This window comes from Streptomyces sp. YIM 130001, assembly GCF_003574445.1.
GTDB lineage: Bacteria > Actinomycetota > Actinomycetes > Streptomycetales > Streptomycetaceae > Streptomyces.
On the sequence record NZ_KZ984567.1, the window covers coordinates 110,551 to 131,385 of the forward strand.

Annotated in this window: 17 protein-coding genes and 1 riboswitch; of the genes, 10 read left to right on the forward strand and 7 right to left on the reverse strand. The window is 71.5% G+C overall.

The features are described 5' to 3' along the window. Positions 1 to 42 precede the first annotated feature (42 nt). Positions 43 to 1,350: an alpha/beta fold hydrolase gene (locus DSC45_RS29865; protein WP_240434922.1), complete on the reverse strand. Its 1,308-nt coding sequence runs from the start codon at positions 1,348 to 1,350 to the stop codon at positions 43 to 45. 166 nt (positions 1,351 to 1,516) lie between these two features. Between DSC45_RS29865 and DSC45_RS29870 the strand changes: the two genes are divergently transcribed. Together DSC45_RS29870 and DSC45_RS29875 are read left to right on the forward strand one after the other, a co-directional pair. Continuing rightward, positions 1,517 to 2,680, forward strand: coding sequence for an ABC transporter ATP-binding protein (locus tag DSC45_RS29870; RefSeq protein ID WP_119295106.1), 1,164 nt, complete (start codon positions 1,517 to 1,519; stop codon positions 2,678 to 2,680). A 121-nt stretch (positions 2,681 to 2,801) separates the two neighbouring features. Further along, the gene (locus DSC45_RS29875; protein WP_162929389.1) at positions 2,802 to 3,359 is read left to right on the forward strand and encodes an anthrone oxygenase family protein; all 558 of its coding nucleotides are present in this window, start codon (positions 2,802 to 2,804) and stop codon (positions 3,357 to 3,359) included. Here DSC45_RS29875 and DSC45_RS29880 read toward each other — a convergent pair. From DSC45_RS29880 to DSC45_RS29890, 3 genes are read right to left on the reverse strand one after another with little or no spacing between them, the layout of a single operon-like run. Beyond that, positions 3,332 to 4,270 carry an ABC transporter substrate-binding protein gene (locus DSC45_RS29880; RefSeq protein WP_119295108.1) on the reverse strand — a complete coding sequence of 313 codons (939 nt, stop codon included), beginning with the start codon at positions 4,268 to 4,270 and terminating at the stop codon, positions 3,332 to 3,334. The two genes, DSC45_RS29875 and DSC45_RS29880, sit on opposite strands and share 28 nt — an antisense overlap. Further along, the gene (locus tag DSC45_RS29885; protein WP_119295109.1) at positions 4,267 to 4,944 is read right to left on the reverse strand and encodes an ABC transporter permease; all 678 of its coding nucleotides are present in this window, start codon (positions 4,942 to 4,944) and stop codon (positions 4,267 to 4,269) included. The genes DSC45_RS29880 and DSC45_RS29885 overlap by 4 nt, the downstream gene beginning before the upstream one ends. Continuing rightward, positions 4,941 to 5,612, reverse strand: a complete 672-nt coding sequence (locus tag DSC45_RS29890; protein ID WP_119295110.1) for an ABC transporter permease — start codon at positions 5,610 to 5,612, stop codon at positions 4,941 to 4,943. Before DSC45_RS29890 ends, DSC45_RS29885 begins: the two co-directional genes overlap by 4 nt. 414 nt (positions 5,613 to 6,026) lie before the next feature. On the opposite strand from DSC45_RS29890, the gene DSC45_RS29895 reads away from it, so the two are divergent. The 3 genes from DSC45_RS29895 (at position 6,027) to DSC45_RS29905 (ending at position 9,559) form a co-directional block, all read left to right on the forward strand. Further along, positions 6,027 to 7,535, forward strand: a complete 1,509-nt coding sequence (locus tag DSC45_RS29895) for an alpha/beta hydrolase (RefSeq protein WP_119295111.1) — start codon at positions 6,027 to 6,029, stop codon at positions 7,533 to 7,535. Positions 7,536 to 7,694: 159 nt separating this feature from the next. Then, a complete protein-coding gene (locus DSC45_RS29900; protein ID WP_240434923.1) occupies positions 7,695 to 8,474 on the forward strand; it encodes an enoyl-CoA hydratase-related protein in 780 nt (259 codons plus the stop codon). 176 nt (positions 8,475 to 8,650) lie between these two features. Next, a complete protein-coding gene (locus tag DSC45_RS29905; protein WP_119295112.1) occupies positions 8,651 to 9,559 on the forward strand; it encodes a TIGR03619 family F420-dependent LLM class oxidoreductase in 909 nt (302 codons plus the stop codon). A 39-nt stretch (positions 9,560 to 9,598) separates the two neighbouring features. Here DSC45_RS29905 and DSC45_RS29910 read toward each other — a convergent pair whose 3' ends face one another. Next, on the reverse strand, positions 9,599 to 10,006 hold the full coding sequence (locus DSC45_RS29910; RefSeq protein ID WP_119295113.1) for an STAS domain-containing protein: 408 nt from the start codon (positions 10,004 to 10,006) through the stop codon (positions 9,599 to 9,601). A 290-nt stretch (positions 10,007 to 10,296) separates the two neighbouring features. On the opposite strand from DSC45_RS29910, the gene DSC45_RS29915 reads away from it, so the two are divergent. Next, positions 10,297 to 11,850 carry a peptidoglycan-binding protein gene (locus DSC45_RS29915; protein ID WP_119295114.1) on the forward strand — a complete coding sequence of 518 codons (1,554 nt, stop codon included), beginning with the start codon at positions 10,297 to 10,299 and terminating at the stop codon, positions 11,848 to 11,850. Between the two features lie 110 nt (positions 11,851 to 11,960). Here DSC45_RS29915 and DSC45_RS29920 read toward each other — a convergent pair whose 3' ends face one another. Next, positions 11,961 to 12,377 carry a (2Fe-2S) ferredoxin domain-containing protein gene (locus tag DSC45_RS29920; RefSeq protein WP_240434924.1) on the reverse strand — a complete coding sequence of 139 codons (417 nt, stop codon included), beginning with the start codon at positions 12,375 to 12,377 and terminating at the stop codon, positions 11,961 to 11,963. 56 nt (positions 12,378 to 12,433) lie between these two features. Then, positions 12,434 to 12,563: riboswitch (cobalamin riboswitch) on the reverse strand. Positions 12,564 to 12,787: 224 nt separating this feature from the next. On the opposite strand from DSC45_RS29920, the gene DSC45_RS29925 reads away from it, so the two are divergent. The 3 genes from DSC45_RS29925 to meaB are packed head-to-tail and all read left to right on the forward strand — an operon-like array spanning position 12,788 to position 17,765. Next, a complete protein-coding gene (locus DSC45_RS29925) occupies positions 12,788 to 14,593 on the forward strand; it encodes a methylmalonyl-CoA mutase subunit beta (protein ID WP_119295116.1) in 1,806 nt (601 codons plus the stop codon). Beyond that, on the forward strand, positions 14,593 to 16,773 hold the full coding sequence (gene scpA / locus DSC45_RS29930; RefSeq protein ID WP_119295117.1) for a methylmalonyl-CoA mutase: 2,181 nt from the start codon (positions 14,593 to 14,595) through the stop codon (positions 16,771 to 16,773). The genes DSC45_RS29925 and scpA overlap by 1 nt, the downstream gene beginning before the upstream one ends. A gap of 11 nt (positions 16,774 to 16,784) precedes the next feature. Beyond that, positions 16,785 to 17,765 carry a methylmalonyl Co-A mutase-associated GTPase MeaB gene (gene meaB, locus DSC45_RS29935; RefSeq protein WP_119295118.1) on the forward strand — a complete coding sequence of 327 codons (981 nt, stop codon included), beginning with the start codon at positions 16,785 to 16,787 and terminating at the stop codon, positions 17,763 to 17,765. Between the two features lie 66 nt (positions 17,766 to 17,831). Here the strand turns inward: meaB and DSC45_RS29940 are convergent, their stop codons facing one another. Beyond that, entirely contained in the window at positions 17,832 to 18,899 is a 1,068-nt protein-coding gene (locus DSC45_RS29940; RefSeq protein ID WP_119295119.1) for an enoyl-CoA hydratase/isomerase family protein, read from the reverse strand. Between the two features lie 217 nt (positions 18,900 to 19,116). On the opposite strand from DSC45_RS29940, the gene DSC45_RS29945 reads away from it, so the two are divergent. Next, entirely contained in the window at positions 19,117 to 20,829 is a 1,713-nt protein-coding gene (locus DSC45_RS29945) for a serine/threonine-protein kinase (RefSeq protein ID WP_119295120.1), read from the forward strand. Positions 20,830 to 20,835 lie beyond the last annotated feature (6 nt).

Below are 20,835 nucleotides of genomic sequence, written 5' to 3' on the forward strand. Positions count from 1 at the left end.
CCGGCCGACAGCCGCACCCTCCACGATCTGAGTGGGGGCGCCTTACGCGTCGTGGACCAGGTCGAGGAGGTGGTCCAGGACGTGAGGGCCGCCGGCGCGCAGGCCGTCGTGCTCGTACTCGTTGGTGATCCAGGGGCGCAGGCCCTTGATGGTGTGCGCCGTACGCAGTGAATGGGCGGTGTCGACGTACATGTCGTCGTGGTAGACGGCGGCCGCGGCCGGGACCTCGTTCGCGGCGAGCAGGTCGGCGTCGTAGAGGCGGGGCCAGTCGGTGCGGGCGGCCAGCAGTTCGGCGGCCTCGCGCAGCGGCGCGAGGGACGGGTCGCAGTCGAGGACCCACGGATGCACGGACTCGCCGGTGAACAGCAGTGGTCCGTCGCCCGCCAGGGTCGCGGCGGCGTCGAACTGCGGGAACTCGGCACGTACGCGTTCGGCGGCCCAGGCGGTGGGCCGCTCGTCCTGGCCGTAGATCGCCTCGTGGACCAGGGCGTACAGCGGATTGCCGGCGTACGAGAGCTGGGCGTGGACCGCTTCCTTGAAGCCGTCGGCGAGTTCGGCGCCGGCCGCCGTGCTGACGAAGGCGTTCTCCAGCAGGTAGTGCAGGCGGTGGCTGCCCTCGCCGGAGCCGAGCAGGATACCGAGGGACTGGAAGGCCTCGACGGTCAGCTTGTACCCGCCGCCCAGGACGACGTGGCCGCGCTCCGCGAGGTGTTCGGCGATCCGGCGGGCGCGGGCGATGTCCTGCGGGTAGCGGGCGTAGTGGGCGGCGACCTTGCGTTCGATGCGCGGGTACGCGGCTCGGTAGACGTCGTCCGCGTGGCCGTCGAGTGACGGCAGACCGCCGGTGAACAGGGCGGCGTTCAGGCCCTCGGGCGCCGAGGACAGATAGCGCGTGACGCAGAAGCCGCCGAAGCTCTGGCCGAGCACGGTCCAGGGGCCACCGCCCGTCACCTGCGGCCGGATCGTCTCGCAGTCCCGCACGATGGAGTCCGCGCGGAAGTGGGCGAGGTAGTCGGCCTGTTCACGCGGTCCGCCGCGCAGCGGCAGGGTCTGGCGGTTGGCCGGGGTCGAGCGGCCGGTGCCGCGCTGGTCGAGCAGGAGCACGCGGTACTCCTTCAGGGCGCGGGCGAGCCAGGCCTGCCGGCCGACGAAGCGGCGGGCGCCGAAGCCCGGTCCGCCCTCCAGGTACAGGAGCCACGGGAGTCCGGCGACGGCCGTGTCGCTCTTGTCGCTCGCGACGGCCTCACGGGCGTACAGCTCGATCTGCTCGCCGTCGGGACGCGCGTGGTCGAGGGGCACCGTGAAGTGTCGGTCGGTGAGGACGACCCCTGGCTGCCGGTACGTGGTCAAGGCTGCTCCTGATACGGGCGGATTCGTCGGACGGCCGGCGGCGGTCCAGTCGGCGGACCAGTCCATCACACCGGCCGGGGCGGCCCCCGGGGGCGTCGCGCGGGGCGGTGACTCGTCCAGGTGCGGCCGGTGTGCGCACGGCCGCGGCGCCGCTTAGCTTGAGTGGGTGATCCGGTTCGAGCAGGTCAGCAAGCGGTATCCGGACGGCACCGTGGCCGTGGACGACTTGTCCTTCGAGGTGGGCGAGGGCGAACTCGTCACGCTGGTCGGCCCGTCCGGCTGCGGCAAGACCACCACGATGATGATGGTCAACCGGCTCATCGAGCCGACCGGCGGCCGGATCCTGGTCGACGGTGAGGACATCTCGGGCGTGGACCCGGTGCGGCTGCGCCGGCGCATCGGATACGTCATCCAGCAGGTCGGTCTGTTCCCGCACCGGACGATCCTCGACAACACGGCGACGGTGCCGGCCCTGGTCGGCTGGAAACGCGCGAAGGCGAAGGCCCGGGCGGCAGAACTCCTCGACCTCGTGGGACTCGACCCGAAGACCTACGGTTCCCGCTATCCGGCGCAGTTGTCGGGCGGTCAGCGGCAGCGGGTAGGGGTGGCCCGGGCGTTGGCCGCGGATCCGCCGGTGCTGCTGATGGACGAGCCGTTCGGCGCGGTCGACCCCGTGGTGCGTGAGCAGTTGCAGGACGAGTTCCTGCGCATGCAGGCGGCCGTCCGCAAGACGGTCCTCATGGTCACGCACGACATCGAGGAGGCGGTCCGGCTCGGTGACCGGATCGCGGTGTACGGGCAGGGCAGGATCGAGCAGTTCGACACTCCCGGTGCCGTGCTCGGCAGTCCCGCGACGCCGTACGTGGCCGAGTTCGTGGGAGCGGACCGAGGGCTGAAGCGGCTGTCGGTGACGGCGATCGAGCCGGAGGATCTGGATCAGCCGCCGGTGGCCGGTCAGGACGAACGGGCTTCCGCCGCGGCGGCCCGACTGCGTGCGGAGGGCGCCCGATGGGCGGTCGTACTGGACGCCGGTGGTGAGCTCCACGGCTGGGCGGGCCTCGACGAGCTGGCCCTCGCGGGGCCCGAAGGCACGGTCGGTGAACTGGCGCACCGGATGAACTCGTGGGTGCCCGTGGGTGCACCCCTGAAGCAGGCGTTCGGTGTGATGCTGCAGCACGACGCGGGCTGGGTGGCCGTGCTCGACGGGGCTCGGTTCCTCGGCGTACTGACTCCGGCGAAGCTGCACGAGGCGCTGCGGCGCTCGGTGGACGCGGACGCGCAGGGCGTGGCGCGCGACGAGGTCGACTTCGAGTCGGTCGCGGACGCCTGACGGCCGTGCGACGTCGGAACGTCACCGCCCACGGCAGTCGCCGAGCGGCGGTGGACGTACGCGTATGGCCTCGAGACGGCAGCGCATGGCGGCCTCCCCTGCCCGCTGCTGTACTCGATCTATGACCTACAACACCGCGTACCCGACCCCGCAGCGCGCCGACACCGGCGCGGCGCGGGACGGGATCCTGTTCCTGTCGATCATCGTGACCGGACTGCTCGCGGGTGTCTTCGCCGACTGGTCGAACACGATCATGCCCGGTCTGGGCGACCTCGACGACCGCACCTTCGTGCTGGCGTTCCAGTCGTTGGATGACGCGATCAACAATCCCCTGTTCCTGGGCGCGTTCACCGTGGCGCCGCTGCTGATCGCGCTGTGCGCGGTGCTGCGGTGGCGCACCGGCCGGCGGGCGATGCTGTGGTGGATTCTCGGCGGACTGCTGAGTTATGTGGTGGTCGCCCTGATCACCTTCGGTGTGCATCTGCCTCTGAACGAGGACATCGGCGCGGTCGGCCGGCCGGAGAACGCCGCTGCCGCCGCGGCGGCGCGCGACCAGCTCGACGAGGCGGCCTGGACGACGTGGAACACGGTGCGGGCGCTGGCGGCGACGCTGTCGTTCGGTTGCCTGGTCCTGGCGTTCGGGCTGCGGAATCAGAGCAGGCCCTTGTCCTCCAGGTAGCTGCGGGCCACGTCCTCCGGCAGCCGCCGCCAGCTGTCCACCTGCTCGTTGAGCGAGGCCAGGTCGGTGGTGGTGAGGACCGGGTTGAGGGCGCCGAGCGCGTCGACGACCCGTTGGCCGCCGGCCCGCGAGCGGTTCACGACCGGAACGAGATAGTCGGCGTTCTGCAGCTTCTTGTCGTCCTCGAGCAGGACCAGGCCGAACGCGTCGAGGGTGGCGTCGGTCGTGGTTGTGAGGACCATCTGGTCCTGGCCGCTCTGCACCGCCTTCTTCGCCTGCGTGGTGCCGACGCCCTTGGGGTCCACGCCGCTGACGTCGATGCCGTAGACCTTCCGGAGGCCGGGCAGGCAGTACGGGCGGGCCACGCACTCGTCGCCGGCGGCCAGGCGGACGCGCAGCTTCGCGGCCCCGAGGTCGGAGAGGGTCTTCAGGCCGTGCTTGCGGGCGAAGGCGGCGTCCACGGCGAAGGCGTTCTGGTCGACGGCGCGGCCCGCGTCGAGGACGGTGAGGCCGCGGGGGGCAGCCAGCTCCCGCAGTGCGGACATGGTGGCGGCCAGGTCGGGTGAGCCGACGGGGTCGGCATCGGCTCCGTTGGCCTTGGCGTTCAGCCAGTCGGCGAAGGTGGCGGCGTACTCGGGGACGACGTCGATCTGGCCGGATTCCAGGGCCGGTTCGTACAGCTCGCGGTTGGCGACCGACAGGATCTCGGTGTCGTAACCGGCCTTGCGCAGCAGCAGCGCATACATCTGCGCGAGCAGGTCGCTCTCGGTGAAGCCGGCCGATCCGATGGTCAGGTGGTGGCTGTCGCCGGGCGGGGCGGTGACCTCGCCCTGGTTCTCCAGGGACGGTCCTGTGGTGCAGCCGGCGAGCAGCAGCAGGAGGGCCGCGAGTGCGGCGAGACGCCGTGTCACGGAGTGCTCCTGTCACGCAGACGGCCTGGGGTCAGCCGTTCGCCGATCTCGAAGAGTCCCTCGACGAGGAGTGCGAACGCGGCGACCAGGACGGCTCCGGCGACCACCTGCGGGGTGGAGGCGAGGTTGAAGCCGGCGGTGATGATCCGGCCGAGCCCGCCGCCGCCGGCCAGGGCGGCGATGGTGGCGGTGGCGACGAGCTGTACGGCGGCGATACGTACGCCGTTGAGGATCATCGGCCGTGCGAGCGGGACTTCGACCCGCCACAGCATCTGGCTGCCCGTCATTCCCATGCCGCGCGCGGCCCGCACCACGTCGCGGTCGACGCCGCGCATGCCGACGTAGGCGTTGGTGAGCAACGGAGGTACGGCGAACAGGACGAGGGCCACGACGGTGGGGCCCTCGGCGTACTGCCCGAGCGGGGTGAGCAGGAGCAGGACGAGGACGGCGAAGGTGGGGACGGCTCGGCCGACGTTGGAGATGTTGACGGCCAGTGCGCCGCCCTTGCCGAGGTGGCCCAGGACGAGGGCGATCGGCAGGGCGATCAGGCAGCTCAGGATCAGGCAGACCACGGTGAGGACGAGGTGTTCGACGAGCCGGTGCCAGATTCCGTCGGCACCGGACCAGTGCGCGCCGTCGGTGAGCCATTTCCAGGCGTCGGAGAGGGTCGTCATGCGCGCTGCCAGGGGGTGAGGAGGCGCTGCAGGCCAAGCAGCAGGAGGTCCGCGGCGATGGCGATGACCACACAGAGCACGGATGCGGTGAGGACCTGCGCCTTGAAGTAGGTGTTCATGCCGGTGTAGATCAGGTTGCCGAGTCCGCCGTGACCGACGATCGCACCGATGGTGACTAGCGAGACCGCGGACACGGTGGCGATGCGCAGGCCGGCCATGGCGGAGGGCAGGGCGAGCGGCATCTCGACGGTGAGGAGCAGGCGCAGGGGGCCGTAGCCCATCCCCCTGGCGGCCTGCCGGGTCTCCTCGGGGACGGCACGCAGTCCGGCCAGGATGTTCCGGACGAGCAGGGTGAGCGAGTACAGGACGAGTCCGGCCACGACGAGGGCGGAGGAAAGTCCGTACACGGGCAGGAGCAGCGAGAACATCGCGAGCGAGGGGATCGTGTAGAGCACCGTGGTGAGTGCGAGGACGGGTCCGGCCGCGCCGCTCAGACGGCGGGCGAGTACGGCCAGGGGCACGGCGATGACCAGGGCAATGAGCACCGAGAGGCCCGTCAGCTCGAGGTGTTGCACGACCGCGTCGGTGAGGATCTCGCGGCGGCTGCTGAGGTAGTCGCCACAGATCCATTCGTTGCGCGCGAGGCAGTCGTCCGGGGGCGCCGTCACTCGTCCATTGGAGCCCGGGTCGGTGGTCGGGGCTCGTTCGAGTGGGCCGTACGAGGGTCGGGGGCGGATCCGGCGCGATACGGGTCGTTCATGAACCTCAAGTTGACGTTCAGGTTGATGGTGAGGTCGAGGTCGAGTGTTCGGCCGACCGCGGCCGCAGCGCACTTTATGGTCACAACCTCGGCTCGCGGCGCTCTGCTGGCTAGCGTCACCGCACCAACGGGACGTGAAGACGTGTACGGGCCCGCGCCGCGCCGCCGCAGGGACATGCGGAACGCGGCGCGGGCCCGCCAGGGGGTGGCCGCGCGGGACCGCGGACTCCCCCGGAGCCGCCGAATCGAGGAGCCAGCCGTGCCCGAGCGCACCCCGCACGTGAACCCGCAAGACCGATCCCCGCACCGCAGACCTGGGCCGGTGTCACCGTCCGTCGTCCGCCGCCGCGGATGCCGGACAACGGGGGCCCTGCTCGCCGCCGTCCTCGGCGCCGGTCTGCTCACCGGTCTCACCTCGGCCCCCTCACCGGCCCGGGCCGGTGAGGAGGCGACGGGAGCGCGGCCGGTGGCGGACACACCACCGGTCAAGCCGGCCGAGGGGTCGTCCGCCCGCCCGGCGGCCTGCCCCGACGACCTCCGGGGGCTCGCCTCCTGCTACGCCGGGCAGGACAGGAACGGCGCGCACTACACCGTCGCCGTCCCCGAGAAGTGGAACGGTGACCTCGTCCTGCACGCGCACGGTGGACCCGACCTCGAGGCCCCCGGGCCCGAGCGCAGCGCGGAGGACCTGGAGCGCTGGTCCGTGATGGTCAAGGAGGGCTATGCCTGGGCCGGTTCCTCGTTCCGCCGGGGCGGCTACGGCGCCCGGATGGCCGCCGCGGACACCGAGCGGCTGCGCCGCCTGTTCCGTACGGACTTCGCACGGCCCGGCCGCACGCTGCTGCACGGCCAGTCCTGGGGCGGCGACGTCGCGGCGAAGGCGGCGGAGACCTACGGCGCGCGGAGCGAGCGGCCGGTGTACGACGGCGTGCTGCTCACCAACGGCCTGGTCGCGGGCGCCAGTCGGGGCTACGACTACCGGGTGGATCTGCGGGTGGTCTACCAGTACTTCTGCGGCAACCATCCGCGGCCGTCCGAGCCGCAGTACCCGCTGTGGCAGGGGCTGCCCGCCGACTCCACGATGACCTCGGCCGATCTGAAGGCGCGTGTCCAGGAGTGCACGGGCGTCGAGTCCGAGCCCGAGGATCGCACGGCACGTCAGCAGCGGAACCTGTCGGCCATTCTCGGTGTGGTGCAGGTGCCGGAGCGGACGCTGGTGTCGCATCTGAACTTCGCGACGTTCACGTTCCGGGACATCGTGCACCAGCGCCTCGACGGCCGGAATCCGTTCGGGAATCGCGGGGTGCGCTACTCCGGTTCGCCGGACGACCGCGCGCTCAACGCGGGCGTGCAGCGCTTCTCGGCGGATCCGTCCGCCCGCCGGGATCTGAGTTACGACAGTGATCTCACCGGCCGGATCCGGGTGCCTGTGCTGACCCTGCACGCGATCGACGACCCGACGGTGTTCGTCGAGCACGAGTCGGCGTATCGGGCCTCGGTCGAGGGTGCGGGACGGGGGCGGCACCTGGTGCAGACGTTCACCAAGGAGAGCGAGCACAGTGCGCTGAGCGACTCGGGGTACGCGGCCGCCGTGCGGTCGCTGGCCTCGTGGGTCGACACGGGGCGCAAGCCGGTTCCGGGCCAGGTGGCCGAGCGGTGCACCGATGCGGACGCCACGTACGGCACCGGCTGCTTCTTCGACTCCGGCTACCGGCCCGGCAGTTACGCGTCCCGGGTCGATCCGCGGCCGGGCGGTCTGCGATGGCCGGCGATGACGGCGGCGCAGGAGAGGGTGTGGTCGCGGATCGAGGGTGTCGGTATCGCGCCCTGATCCGAGGGCGCCGGGCCGTGTCCGCGCAGGGCGTCGCGGACACGGCCCCGGGGGCCCGCGGTGGGACGTGTCGGTGACGTCTGCGCTACGTTCGGCTGCGGCCCCCGGCATGCCGAACCCGGCTGTACCGCGCCGTGGGCCCGACATCGGGAGGCAGTCTTGGCCGTCGAATCCGCGGGGCCCGCGTCCGCCCTGGTCCGTACCGAGCGGCGCGGCCACGTACTGGTGATCCGGATGTGCCGCGCGCACAAGCGCAACGCGGTGGACCGGGCGCTCGCCGACGCCCTCGACGAGGCGTTCAACACCCTCGACGACGACCCCGATCTGCGGGCCGGCGTCCTGACCGGATCGGACGGTGTCTTCTCCGCGGGCAGCGATCTGACGGCGAACGGCGACTACGTCACGGAACGGGGCGGCGCGTACGGGCTGATCCGCCGTCGGCGCACCACTCCGCTGATCGCCGCCGTGGAGGGCCCCGCGCTCGGCGGCGGGCTCGAACTGGTCCTGGCCTGCGACCTGGTGGTCGCCTCGGCCACCGCGGTGTTCGGGCTTCCCGAGGTGAGCCGCGGCCTGGTGGCCACCTGTGCCGGACTGTTCCGCGGGCCGCGGGCGCTGCCGGTGAATCTTGCCCGTGAACTCGCCCTGACCGGCGACCCGTTCGATGCGGAACGCGCGCACGCGGCAGGACTGGTGAACCGGCTGACCGCCGAGGGCGCGGCCCTGGACACGGCCGTCGCGCTCGCAACCAGGATCGCCGAGAACGCACCCGTGGCGGTGCGGGCGAGCCTGACCGCCATGGACCGGTGGCTGACCGCGGAGGACGCGCTGGGCTGGCGCGCCACAGCGGAAGCGGTGGCCACGGTGGAGGCCTCCGACGACCTGGCGGAAGGGATCTCCGCGTTCCTCGAGAAGCGGGCTCCGGTCTGGAAGGGACGCTGAGCGTGCGCAGTCGCCCGCAGTGCCGGGCAGGCGGATTTCGCCTCGTGCGGTGACCTTTGCGGTCCGTTCGCGTACGGTGTGCCGGCCGCGGCCCGGGTGGGTCGCGGCGCTGCCCGCCGCACCGGCCCGGACGCAACGGCGCCCCGGCCATTCGCCGAGCCGCGAGGAGCCCGCCGTTGCAGTTCACCGTCGAGTACCCGATCAGCGCGCCCGGCCATGATCCGGCGATCGCCGGCGGCGCGGGAGTTCTGGAGATCGTGCGGGCCGCGGAGCAGTGCGGTTACGACGCGATCGCCTTCACCGAGCATCCGGCTCCGTCCCAGAAGTGGCTGGAGGCGGGCGGGCATGCGACGTTCGACGCCATCGCCGCGCTCGGGTTCTGTGCGGCGGCCACCGAGCGGATCCGCCTGATGACGTACCTCCTGGTGCTGCCCTACCACAATCCGCTGGCGGCGGCGAAGGCGCTCGGGACGGTCGACGTCCTGTCCGGCGGGCGGGTCACCGCGGTGGCCGGCACGGGCTATCTGCGGTCCGAATTCCGGTCGCTCGGTGTGGACTTCGACGAGCGCAACGCCCTGTTCGACGAGGCTGCCGAGGTGCTGCGCGGGGTGTGGTCGACGGCGCCGTACGCGTACCGCGGCAGGCATTTCGAGGCGAGTGGTGTCGCTCAGGTGCCGCCGCCCGTGCAGGCCGGCGGGCCACCCTTGTGGATCGGCGGGAACAGTGCGCTCGCCCGTCGGCGGGCCGCGCGGCACCAGGGCTGGAGTCCGATGATGGTGTCCGAGGAGGTCGCGCGGACGGCGCGTACACCGGCTCTGTCATCGGTCGCCGAGCTGGCCCGTCATATCCGCTCGGTGCGGGAGTCGGCGGTGGCGTCGCGTGGTGAGGGCGCTCGGGTGGATGTCCAGGTGCAGACGCCGGAGGGGGCGTGGCCGGTGGAGGGCGGTCCGGTGGAGCGGCATCGGGACCACCTCGGCCGGCTCGCGGAGGCAGGGGTGACGTCGTTCGTGCTGCGGTTGCCGGGGAGTTCGGTGGGTGCGGCGGTGGAGGGGCTGCGGCGGTACGCGGACACGTTCGGCCCGTGAGCTCGGGGCGTCCGGCGGCGCCTGACGGTCGGGTTCGGGTCATCCCGTGCGGTGCGGCGGGGTCGGGCGCCCTACGTGGTCGGCCGGGGACGGTGGGAGGGCCGCGGTCAGCGTGGTGTGGACGGTGGGCAGTCGGGACGGTCCGGCCGCCGCGATGAGGCGGCGGGTGAGGCGGTGCGGGCAGACGATCCGCAGGTCGCCGTGGCGGTCCGTGATGCGGCGGTGTGCACGATGCAGCATCCGCAGGCCGGAACAGTCGAAGAACGTCGTCGGGGTGAGGTCGAGCACGACGAGTGGTTCGGGGACCGCGGTCATGCGGTCGAGGCGCGGGCCGATGGCGAGCGCGGCGGCGATGTCGATCTCACCCGCCAGCTCGAGGACGGTCCGGCCGTGGGCCCTGTAGGCGACTAAGTGGGGGTGTGCGTACGGGACTTCGGGAAGCGGCATGGCGCGTTCACCTCGGTGTGTCGGCCTGATCGGCACCGGTGCGGGCCGGGGCGGCGCCCTTGGAGCGTAGGAAGAACTGCACGGTCCTTGCCGTGCAGAAACGATCCACGCAAGTCCAAATGCACACCTTGGGGCGAAGTTGCCGGGAACCTCTTGACAGCTAGCGCCCGCGGCGCTCATGTCGCAACACCCTTCCACGCAAGCCCAGTTGGTACTTTGCGTATCTGTCATGTCCGGAACATCGCGGATACCGTTGGCCGCTCCTCTCCCCCCACGGATCAGGAGCCACCATGCTCAAGCGCACCCCGTCGGCGGCCCGAGTCCGCACTTCGGTGCTGGCCACGGTCGTCGTGACCACGCTCTCGGTCACCGGACTGCAGGCCTCCGCAGCGCCCGAGCAGGCCGACGAACCCATGAACCAGGCCTTCGAGCAGGCCGCCGAGGACTACGGCGTCCCGCGGGACCTGCTGACCGCGCTCGGCTACGGCGAGACCCACCTGGACGGTCACGACGGCCGCCCGAGCCAAGCCCGCGGTTACGGCGTCATGCATCTCGTGGACAACCCCACCCACCACTCGCTGCAGCAGGCCGCCGAGATCACCGGCCGCAGCACCACCGAGCTGCGCCGCGACACCGCGGCGAACATCGAGGGCGGCGCGGCGGTCCTGCGCGCGCACGCCGACGCACTCGGCCTCGACCGGTCCGAGCGTGGCGACATCAACGCCTGGTACCCGGCCGTCGCCCGCTACGGCAACACCGAGGGCGCCTCCGCGAAGCTCTACGCGGACGCCGTCTACGACTTCCTGGCCGAAGGCCTGACCACCACCGTCGACGGCGAGGAGATCGCGGTCGACGGCCGCAAGGTGTCGCCCGCGCGAGGCGCACTCGCCGAGGCCGACATGGGCACGAAGAGCGAGGACTACCCGCCCGCGCTCTGGGTCCCGGCCTCGACCAGCAACTACGCGTCCGGCCGTTCGGCCACGATCAGTCAGGTCGTCGTCCACGTGACCCAGGGCTCGTACGCGGGCACGGTGAGCTGGTTCCAGAACCCGGAGGCGGAGACCAGCTCGCACTATGTGGTCCGGTCCTCGGACGGCGAGGTCACCCAGATGGTGCGCGACGCCGACACCGCGTGGCACGCCCGCAGCGCGAACGCCTCGGCGCTCGGCATCGAGCACGAGGGCTACGTCGACGACCCGAGCTGGTTCACCGACTCGATGTACCGGTCGTCCGCGGCGCTCACCAAGCACCTGTGCGACAAGTACGGCATCCCGAAGGACCGCGAGCACATCGTCGGCCACGTCGAGGTGCCGGGCAACGATCACACCGACCCGGGTCCGCACTGGAACTGGGAGTACTACATGGAGCTCGTCGGCGGTGACTCCGGCGGCGGCACCCCGAGCGACGGCCTGAGCTTCACCTCGTACGAGAAGCAGCGCAGCGGCTCGACCGGTGCGCAGGTCAAGGCCGTGCAGTCGCTGCTCAGCACGCACGGGTACGAGGCCGGGGCGGCGGACGGCGACTTCGGCACGTCGACGCTGGCCGCGGTGAAGGCGTTCCAGAAGGACATCGGGCTCGAGGCCGATGGCGTCGTGGGCGCCAAGACCTGGACCGCGCTCCTGGCCGCGGGCTCCAAGAGCAAGGTCAGCAAGGGCAGTTCGGGCGATGCGGTGACGCGGCTGCAGCGGGCGCTGACCGCGGCGCTGGGCTCCACCGTCGGCATCGACGGCACGTTCGGCGCCAAGACGGACACCGCGTTGCGCAGCTACCAGAAGAGCCACGGGCTGACCGTGGACGGTGTGGCAGGCGACGCCACCTGGAAGGCACTGCAGGCGGGCAACTGACGCACTGACACCCCTGCCGCAAGCGAGGCGCCGCGGATCCGTCCTTCCGCGGCGCCTTCGGCGTGCCCGGCGTCCACCTCGTTCCGGAGGAGCACTCGGGCGGACGTGCGTCAGGCCGACGCGCGCCGAGGTGGCGCGATCGTGTACAGCTCCAGGATGTCCGGCAGCGGAGCCACTCCCGGGCCGCCGGCACGCACCCAGCCGATGATGTCCTCGGTCGCGTCGGTGTCGTTGACCAGCCCGAGCCACACCGGCCTGCCGCCCGCGGCCCGTCCTGCGGAGGACGGCTGTACGACGACCACATTCGCCTGCTCGCAGACGTCCAGGCATTCGGAAATACGGACCGGAGCCTCGGCCCGTAGCCGCTCGGTCTGCGCCCGGTGGTCGACGCCCGGCACCTTCGCCGTGCCGCAGCAGCAGTCCCGGCAGACCACGACCCGGCACGGTGCCGGGCTCCGAGCCCCTCCGGTGTCCGTCCCGCTGCTGGTCGCCGGTCCGGTCCGTTCGGGGCCAGGTGTCGTACGCATCGCGTTCCTCCGTCCGGGGAAATCCGCCCCGGTGCTGGTCGAGGTGGCGACTGCGTGAGTCTCCTGGCTCTCGGTTCTTCGCTCGTCCCGGCTCTGCCACCCGTACAGCCGCACGGGCACTGGCCGATCGGAAGTCGCTCGCCGATCACAGTGGCGGGACCGCGCCGGATTCACACCGGCTTCCTCGGACCGCAGTCGCCCGGGGGTGACTGACACCCCCTGGTCGCGGCACATCATTCCATCGACGGCACCCGGGCCGATGCGGTGGTCGGCGGCACCGGCGGTACGCAAGAGCGGCGAAGTCCCTTCCCGTACCCACTCGCTGGGGGAATTGCATCCCCCACCGGGCGAGAAGAAGGTCACAGCCGGTCAGGACCTGCACATCTGCCGCCTTGGCCTACCATCCGAGCATGACGGTCCTGCCAGACGACGACCTCTCCTTGGCGACCGAATTCCCTGACGCGACACGTGAACAGTGGCGGCACCTCGTGCTCGGTGTGCTGCGCAAGTCGGGCAAGGAAGTCGACGAGGCCGAGGCGGAGCAAGCCCTCTCCACACCGCTGGATGACGGGCTGCACACCCTGCCCCTGTACACGGCGCAAGACGCCGCACCCAGTCCCGGGCTGCCGGGCTTCACCCCCTTCGTACGCGGCGGCCGGCCCGAGGGCAACGCCCTGGGCGGCTGGGACGTGCGCCAGCAGCACTCGGTGGCGGACAACGACGCCGTCCTCGCCGACCTGGAGAACGGCGTCACCTCCCTGTGGCTCACGGTCGGCGCCCGGGGCATCCCGGTCGACGCGCTCGGGCGGGTACTCGACGGCGTCTACCTCGACCTCGCGCCGATCGTCCTGGACGCGGCGGACGAGACCGGGCCGGCCGGGCGCCAGTTGCTGCGGCTCTACGAAGAGCGGGGCGTCTCCCCCGGCGCGGCACGCGGCAGCCTGGGCGCCGACCCGCTCGGCCACGAGGCCCGCACCGGCGGAACGTACGACTCCGCTCCGGTGGCCGCTCTGGCCCTGGAGTGCAGCGAGCGGTACCCGGGTGTGCGGGCGCTGACGGTCGATGCGCTGCCGTATCACGAGGCGGGTGGCTCGGCCGCCGAGGAGCTGGGCTGCTCGCTGGCGACCGCGGTGGCCTATCTCCGGGACCTGACCGGGCACGGCCTGAGTGCCGAACAGGCTTGTGGCCAGCTGGAGTTCCGTTACGCGGCGACCGCCGACCAGTTCCTGACCGTGGCCAAGCTGCGCGCGGCGCGGCGGTTGTGGGCGCGGGTGGCTGAGGTGTGCGGGGCGCCGGCCGCGGGTGCGCAGCGCCAGCATGCGGTGACGTCGACGGTGATGATGACGCGTCGTGATCCGTGGGTGAACATGCTGCGCGGCACCGTCGCCACATTGGCCGCCGGGGTGGGCGGTGCGGACGCGGTGACCGTGCTGCCCTTCGATCATGCGATCGGCCGGCCGGACGCGTTCGCGCGGCGGATCGCGCGCAACACGTCGACGATTCTGATCGAGGAGTCGCATCTGTCCCGGGTCGTCGACCCTGCGGGCGGCTCCTGGTACGTGGAGCGACTTACGGACGAACTCGCCCGTGCGGGCTGGGAGTTCTTCCAGGAGATCGAGCGGGCGGGCGGCCAGGCCGCTGCGCTCGCGTCAGGTCTGGTGCGTGAGCGGATCGCCGGCACCTGGGCCGCGCGCAGTGCGAAGCTCGCCAAGCGGCGTGAACCGGTCACCGGTGTCAGTGAGTTCCCGCAGCTGGCCGAGAAGCCGGTCGTACGGGAGCCCGCGCCGGAGCCGCCCCCCGGTGGTCTCCCGCGGGTCCATCGTGACGAGGCGTTCGAGTCGCTGCGCGAACGCTCGGACGCACATCTCGCGGCGACCGGCGCCCGGCCCCGGGTGTATCTGGCCGCCCTCGGCCCGGCAGCCGCACACACGGCGCGGCTCACCTTCGCCGCCAACCTCTTCCAGGCGGGTGGAATCGAGCCGGTCACCGACGGCACGTTCACGCAGAGCGGGGCGCCGGAGGCCTGCCTGTGCTCCAGCGACGCGGTCTACGAGGAGCAGGCCGCAGACACGGTGCGCACCCTGCGCGATTCCGGCGCGCGGCATGTGTTCCTCGCCGGGCGGGGGTCGTACGACGGCGTCGACACCCAGGTCTTCGCCGGCTGCGACGTCGTCGCCGTGCTCACCGCCACGCTCGACCGCATGGGAGTGTCCTGATGTCCATCCCCGACTTCTCCGCGATCGATCTGGGTACCCCTGCCGCTGACCCGGGCACCGACGAGTGGCGTGCGGCGGTCAAGAAGGCCGCAGGCGGGGACGATCTGCTCTGGGAGACGCCCGAGGGCATCACGGTCAAGCCGCTCTACACCGGCCAGGACCTGGAGGGCCTCGACTTCCTCGACACCTACCCGGGTATCGCACCGTATCTGCGCGGCCCGTACCCGTCGATGTACGTCAACCAGCCCTGGACGATCCGCCAGTACGCCGGCTTCTCCACCGCCGAGGAGTCCAACGCCTTCTACCGGCGCAATCTGGCGTCCGGCCAGAAGGGCCTGTCCGTCGCCTTCGACCTGCCCACGCACCGCGGCTACGACAGCGACCACCCCCGCGTGACGGGTGACGTCGGCATGGCCGGAGTGGCGATCGACTCGATCTACGACATGCGGCAGCTCTTCGACGGCATCCCCCTCGACAAGATGTCCGTGTCGATGACGATGAACGGCGCCGTCCTGCCCGTACTCGCCCTCTACATCGTGGCCGCCGAGGAACAGGGCGTATCACCCGAGAAGTTGGCCGGGACCATCCAGAACGACATCCTCAAGGAGTTCATGGTCCGCAACACCTACATCTATCCGCCGAAGCCGTCGATGCGGATTATCTCCGACATCTTCGCCTACACCTCCGAGCGGATGCCCCGGTACAACTCCATCTCCATCTCCGGGTACCACATCCAAGAGGCCGGTGCCACAGCCGACTTGGAGCTGGCCTACACACTCGCCGACGGGGTGGAGTACATCCGGGCGGGCCGGGAGGCGGGCCTGGACGTGGACGCGTTCGCGCCGCGGCTCTCCTTCTTCTGGGCGATCGGCATGAACTTCTTCATGGAGGTCGCCAAGCTGCGCGCCGCCCGGCTCCTGTGGGCCAAACTGGTCGGGCAGTTCGAGCCGAAGAACGCCAAGTCCCTTTCCCTGCGCACCCATTCTCAGACCTCGGGCTGGTCCCTGACCGCGCAGGACGTCTTCAACAACGTGACACGCACCTGCGTGGAGGCAATGGCAGCCACCCAGGGCCACACCCAGTCACTGCACACCAACGCCCTCGACGAGGCACTCGCCCTGCCCACCGACTTCTCGGCCCGCATCGCCCGCAACACCCAACTCCTCATCCAGCAGGAGTCGGGCACCACCCGGGTCATCGACCCGTGGGGCGGCAGCGCCTACGTCGAGAAGCTCACCTACGACCTCGCACGCCGCGCCTGGCAGCACATCCAGGAAGTCGAGCAGGCCGGTGGCATGGCCCAGGCCATCGACGCAGGCATCCCCAAGCTCCGCGTCGAGGAGGCCGCCGCCCGCACCCAGGCCCGTATCGACTCGGGCCGGCAGCCGGTGATCGGCGTCAACAAGTACCGGGTGGACACCGACGAGGAGATCGACGTCCTCAAGGTCGACAACTCCTCCGTGCGCACCCAGCAGATCGAGAAGCTGCGGCGACTGCGTGAGGAGCGCGACGACACCGCCTGCCAGGACGCCCTCGAGGCCCTGACCCGGGCAGCCGACGAGTCGACCGGCAACCTCCTCGACCTCGCCGTGCGTGCGGCCCGGGCCAAGGCCACGGTCGGCGAGATCAGTTACGCCCTGGAGAAGGTCTACGGCCGCCACGCGGGACAGATCCGTACGATCTCCGGTGTGTACCGCAACGAAGCAGGCGAGTCCTCCTCCCTGGACCGCACCCGCGCCGTGGTCGACGCCTTCGCCGAGGCCGAGGGCCGCCGCCCGCGCATCCTGGTCGCCAAGATGGGCCAGGACGGGCACGACCGGGGCCAGAAGGTCATCGCCACCGCCTTCGCCGACCTCGGTTTCGACGTCGACGTCGGCCCGCTCTTCCAGACGCCCGGCGAGGTGGCCCGGCAGGCGGTCGAGGCCGACGTACACATCGTCGGAGTGTCGTCACTCGCCGCCGGACACCTCACCCTGGTACCCGCACTGCGCGAGGCACTGGCCGAGGAGGGCCGCGACGACATCATGGTCGTGGTCGGCGGAGTGATCCCGCCCCAGGACGTGGACACACTCCTCGAGATGGGCGCGGCGGCCGTCTTCCCGCCCGGCACCGTCATCCCGGACGCGGCCCGCGACCTCGTGGCACGGCTCGGGGCCGACCTCGGCCACGACGACCTGTGAGCCGGTGACCGATGGCCATCGACCTCGACACGTACGTCAAGGGTGTACTCGACGGGAAGCGCGCGATCGTCTCCCGGGCGATCACCCTCGTCGAGTCCACCCGGCTGCAACACCGCGTACTGGCACAGGAGTTGCTGACCCGACTGCTGCCGCACAGCGGTGCGGCGCGACGGATCGGCATCAGCGGTGTGCCGGGGGTGGGCAAGTCGACGTTCATCGACGCCTTCGGCACGTTGCTGACCGGGCTCGGACACCGGGTGGCGGTGCTCGCCGTGGACCCGTCCTCGAGCCGCACGGGTGGGTCGATCCTCGGCGACAAGACCCGTATGGAACGGCTCGCGGTCGACCCTGCCGCCTTCGTGCGCCCCTCCCCCACCGCCGGCACGCTCGGCGGGGTCGCCAAGGCGACCCGGGAGTCCATCGTGGTGATGGAGGCGGCCGGTTACGACGTGGTGCTCGTGGAGACGGTGGGCGTGGGTCAGTCCGAGACGACCGTGGCGAACATGGTCGACTCGTTCCTGCTCCTGACGCTCGCCCGCACCGGCGATCAGCTGCAGGGAATCAAAAAGGGCGTCCTCGAACTCGCGGACGTCATCGCCGTCAACAAGGCGGACGGCCCGCACGAGCGCGAGGCACGCGGCGCCGCCCGTGAACTGTCCGGCGCGCTGCGCCTGATGCACGGCAAGGACGCCTTCTGGACGCCGCCCGTGCTCAGTTGCAGCGCCCGCGAGGGGGCGGGACTCGAGGAGGTCCGCGACCGCCTTGAACAGCACCGGTCACTGCTCGACTCGACGGGACGGCTCGCCGCCCGCCGCCGGGACCAGCAGGTCGACTGGACCTGGGCCATGGTGCGGGACGAACTACTCGGCCGGCTGCAGTCCGACCCGACGGTCCGCCGGCTCACTCCGGGTCTCGAACGGCAGGTACGGGACGGCGAGTTGACGGCCACACTGGCCGCGGAACGCATCCTGGAAGCCTTCAAAGACTCCTGACCCGGTCCCGATACCCGGCCCGGCGCGGTGCGGCGCCGCATGAGCGGCACCGCACCGAGCATCCCGTCAAACCCCGCGCGCCCGGGGGCCGTTGAGGCCCAGATCACGATCACCGAGAGGAACGAAGAACCGCGCTACGTCCGCGTCGGTGACCGCGGAGAGGTCGGCGGGCGTCCATCGGGGGTTGCGGTCCTTGTCGATGATCTGCGCGCGTACGCCCTCGACGAGGTCGGGGTGGGCGAGCGCCGCACACGAGACGCGGTACTCCTGGTCGAGCACGGCCTCGAGTGAACCCAGTTCCCGGGCCCGGCGTACCGCGGTCAGGGTGACCTTCAGGGAGGTGGGCGACTTGGCGTGCAGGGTCACCGCGGCTTCCTTCGCCGCCGGGTCGCCGTGCGCGAGCAGGCGCCGCAGGATCTCCTCGACGGTGTCGGCCGCGTAGCAGTCGTCGATCCACTCGCGGTGGCCGGCCAGTTCAGCTCGCGGGGCAGGACGTGTGTGCCGCTTGACGGCCTCGGCGGCCGGACTGGTCTCCAGGTCGGCGACGAAGGCCTCGATCGCGTCCGACGGCAGGAAGTGGTCGGCGAGTCCACCCGACAAGGCGTCTCCTGGGCCGACCTGAGCCCCCGTCAGGGCCAGGTGGGTGCCCATCTCGCCCGGCGCCCGCGCCAGTAGATACGTACCGCCCACGTCCGGGACGAAGCCGATCCCCGTCTCCGGCATGGCGACCCGGGACCGCTCGGTCACCAGACGGACGCTGCCGTGCGCGGAGATGCCGACGCCTCCGCCCATCACGAAGCCGTCCATGACGGCCACGTACGGCTTGGTGTAACGGGCGATGCGCGCGTTGAGGTGGTACTCGTCGCGCCAGAACAGCGCGGATCGAGCTCCGTCGCTGTCACGCGCGTCGTCGTGCACGGCACGGATGTCACCGCCCGCGCACAGACCGCGCTCTCCGGCACCGGTGATCACGACGGTCTCCACGGCCGGGTCGTGCTCCCAGGCGGTGAGGGCCTCGTCGATGCTGCGCACCATGGCGTGATTCAGGGCGTTCAGCGCGCGGGGACGGTTGAGGACGATGTGGGCGGCCCGTCCGCGGGTGTGCAGCAGGATGGGCTCCTCGATGCTGCTCATCGGCAGTGCTCCGCCCGGGTCGGGGCCACGGTGACGCGCATGGTGTCGTTCGTTCCTTCCGGCTCGCGGTGGGTGCGCCCCCACTCTGGCACGCGCGAGTGGATCGTCTGCGGGCGGTACAGCACCGTGGTGGTGGTCCGAGCTGGGCGTTCGCGCCGCGTACGGCGGATTCGGTAGCGTTCGCCGCGTTCGGACGGCGGGGCACGGGGGTACGGCGATGACCGGGTACGAGGCGGAAGGCACATGCCTTCAGCCACTCACGCACGACGACCCCGCCGAGGTCTCCGGATACCGGCTGCGGGCCCGCATCGGCAGCGGTGGCATGGGCCGGGTCTATCTTGCGCACACACCCGGGGGCCGGGCCGTCGCCGTGAAGGTCGTACGGCGTGAGCTGGCCGACGACGAGGGATTCCGGCGCCGGTTCCGGCAGGAGGTGCGGGCGGCCGAGCGGGTGCACGGGTTGTTCACCGCGCCGGTGATCGACAGCGATCCGGAGGCAGCGAGCCCTTGGCTGGCCACCGCCTACGTCCCCGGGCCGTCGCTGTCCGAGGCGGTCGCACGGTGCGGGGCGCTGCCGGCGGACACCGTGCTGCTGCTCCTCGCGGGCGTCGCGGAAGCGCTGCAGTCCGTCCATGCGGCGGGCATCGTGCACCGTGATCTGAAGCCGTCCAATGTGCTGCTCGCGGCCGACGGCCCGCGCGTGATCGACTTCGGCATCGCCCGCGCCACCGAGGCGACGGCGTTGACCGAGGGCGGATACGTCGTCGGGACTCCGGCATACATGTCCCCGGAGCAGGCCACCGGGGCGGGAGACGTCGGGCCGGCGAGCGACGTCTTCGCGCTGGGCCAGATCGCGGCCTTCGCGGTCACCGGTGCTCCGGCCTTCGGCGACGGCAGTGTCCAGGCCGTGCTCTACCGGGTCGTGCACGAGACACCGGATATCGCGCAGGTGCCGGCTCCACTGCACGACCTGGTGGCGCGGTGCCTGCACAAGGATCCGGCCCAACGCCCGGCGCCCACCGACATCATGGCCGCCTGCCGAGCGACGGTGGACGTGGCTACGCAACTGGGCCGGCCCGGGCAGTGGCTGCCGGCGTCTCTCACTGCCGCGTTTCCGGCCTCGCTTCGGCAGGGGGAGACAGGGGCCGCTCCGCAGTCTCGGGGCGCCGACCGGGCGGAGCAGGGGCGGGCCGGATTCGACAAGGAACTCGACGGAGAGCAAGGCGCACGCCAGGCGCGGGAATCAGGGCCGCGGTCGGTCCAGGCCGCGGGGGGCGGAGCCGCGGGGGACGTGGCTGCCGGGCCGGTGGTCGGCAGCTCACCTCCGGCTCCGGCTTCAGGCACGGCCCGGCCAACCCGGCGACGCAGGCCCTGGCTGATCGCCGCCGCGTGCGCGGCGGTGCTGCTCGCGGCCGGAGGCGGATACGTGGTGGAGTCCGGCGACTCGGACGACGGATCCGACCGCGCGGCCGGGTCCAACGATCGCCCGACGCCGAGTCCCACGGCGGGCGAGGACCGTACGAACGACCCGACCACTCCCCCGCCGGACCCCGAGCCGGCGCAGCGCGGCACCGTGCGGCTCCCAGAGGGCTGGCACGTCAATCTCGACAAGTCCCCTCTCGAGTCGTCCCGTTCGGGTGCATGGAACAAGGACGAGATCGATGTCCGCTACCACTCCGACCGGCTCCGCACCCGAGACGGCAACCGTCTGGCCCTGCTCGCCGCGCAGCGCGAGGGCTCGCTGACGGTCTGCCGCAAGCAAGTGACGTTCGCCAAGGACATCTCCCTCGAAGACGTCGAGCCCGGACGGCAGATCTGCGTCTTCACTCAGGAGGGACACGCGGCACTGGTCACGCTGCGCGAGGTCGTGCCCGCCCAGCACGCATCGTTCACCCTCGCTGTCTGGCCGAACGCCGAGACTCGACGGTAGGAACCG

Excerpts from the sequence above, each read along its gene's own strand:
- DSC45_RS29875 (WP_162929389.1), top strand. The coding sequence starts at position 2,802 with ATGACCTACAACACCGCGTACCCGACCCCGCAGCGCGCCGACACCGGC.
- DSC45_RS29940 (WP_119295119.1), bottom strand. The coding sequence starts at position 18,899 with ATGAGCAGCATCGAGGAGCCCATCCTGCTGCACACCCGCGGACGGGCC.
- DSC45_RS29910 (WP_119295113.1), bottom strand. The coding sequence starts at position 10,006 with ATGCCGCTTCCCGAAGTCCCGTACGCACACCCCCACTTAGTCGCCTAC.
- DSC45_RS29920 (WP_240434924.1), bottom strand. The coding sequence starts at position 12,377 with ATGCGTACGACACCTGGCCCCGAACGGACCGGACCGGCGACCAGCAGC.
- meaB (WP_119295118.1), top strand. The coding sequence starts at position 16,785 with ATGGCCATCGACCTCGACACGTACGTCAAGGGTGTACTCGACGGGAAG.
- DSC45_RS29925 (WP_119295116.1), top strand. The coding sequence starts at position 12,788 with ATGACGGTCCTGCCAGACGACGACCTCTCCTTGGCGACCGAATTCCCT.
- DSC45_RS29915 (WP_119295114.1), top strand. The coding sequence starts at position 10,297 with ATGCTCAAGCGCACCCCGTCGGCGGCCCGAGTCCGCACTTCGGTGCTG.
- DSC45_RS29945 (WP_119295120.1), top strand. The coding sequence starts at position 19,117 with ATGACCGGGTACGAGGCGGAAGGCACATGCCTTCAGCCACTCACGCAC.
- DSC45_RS29885 (WP_119295109.1), bottom strand. The coding sequence starts at position 4,944 with ATGACGACCCTCTCCGACGCCTGGAAATGGCTCACCGACGGCGCGCAC.
- scpA (WP_119295117.1), top strand. The coding sequence starts at position 14,593 with ATGTCCATCCCCGACTTCTCCGCGATCGATCTGGGTACCCCTGCCGCT.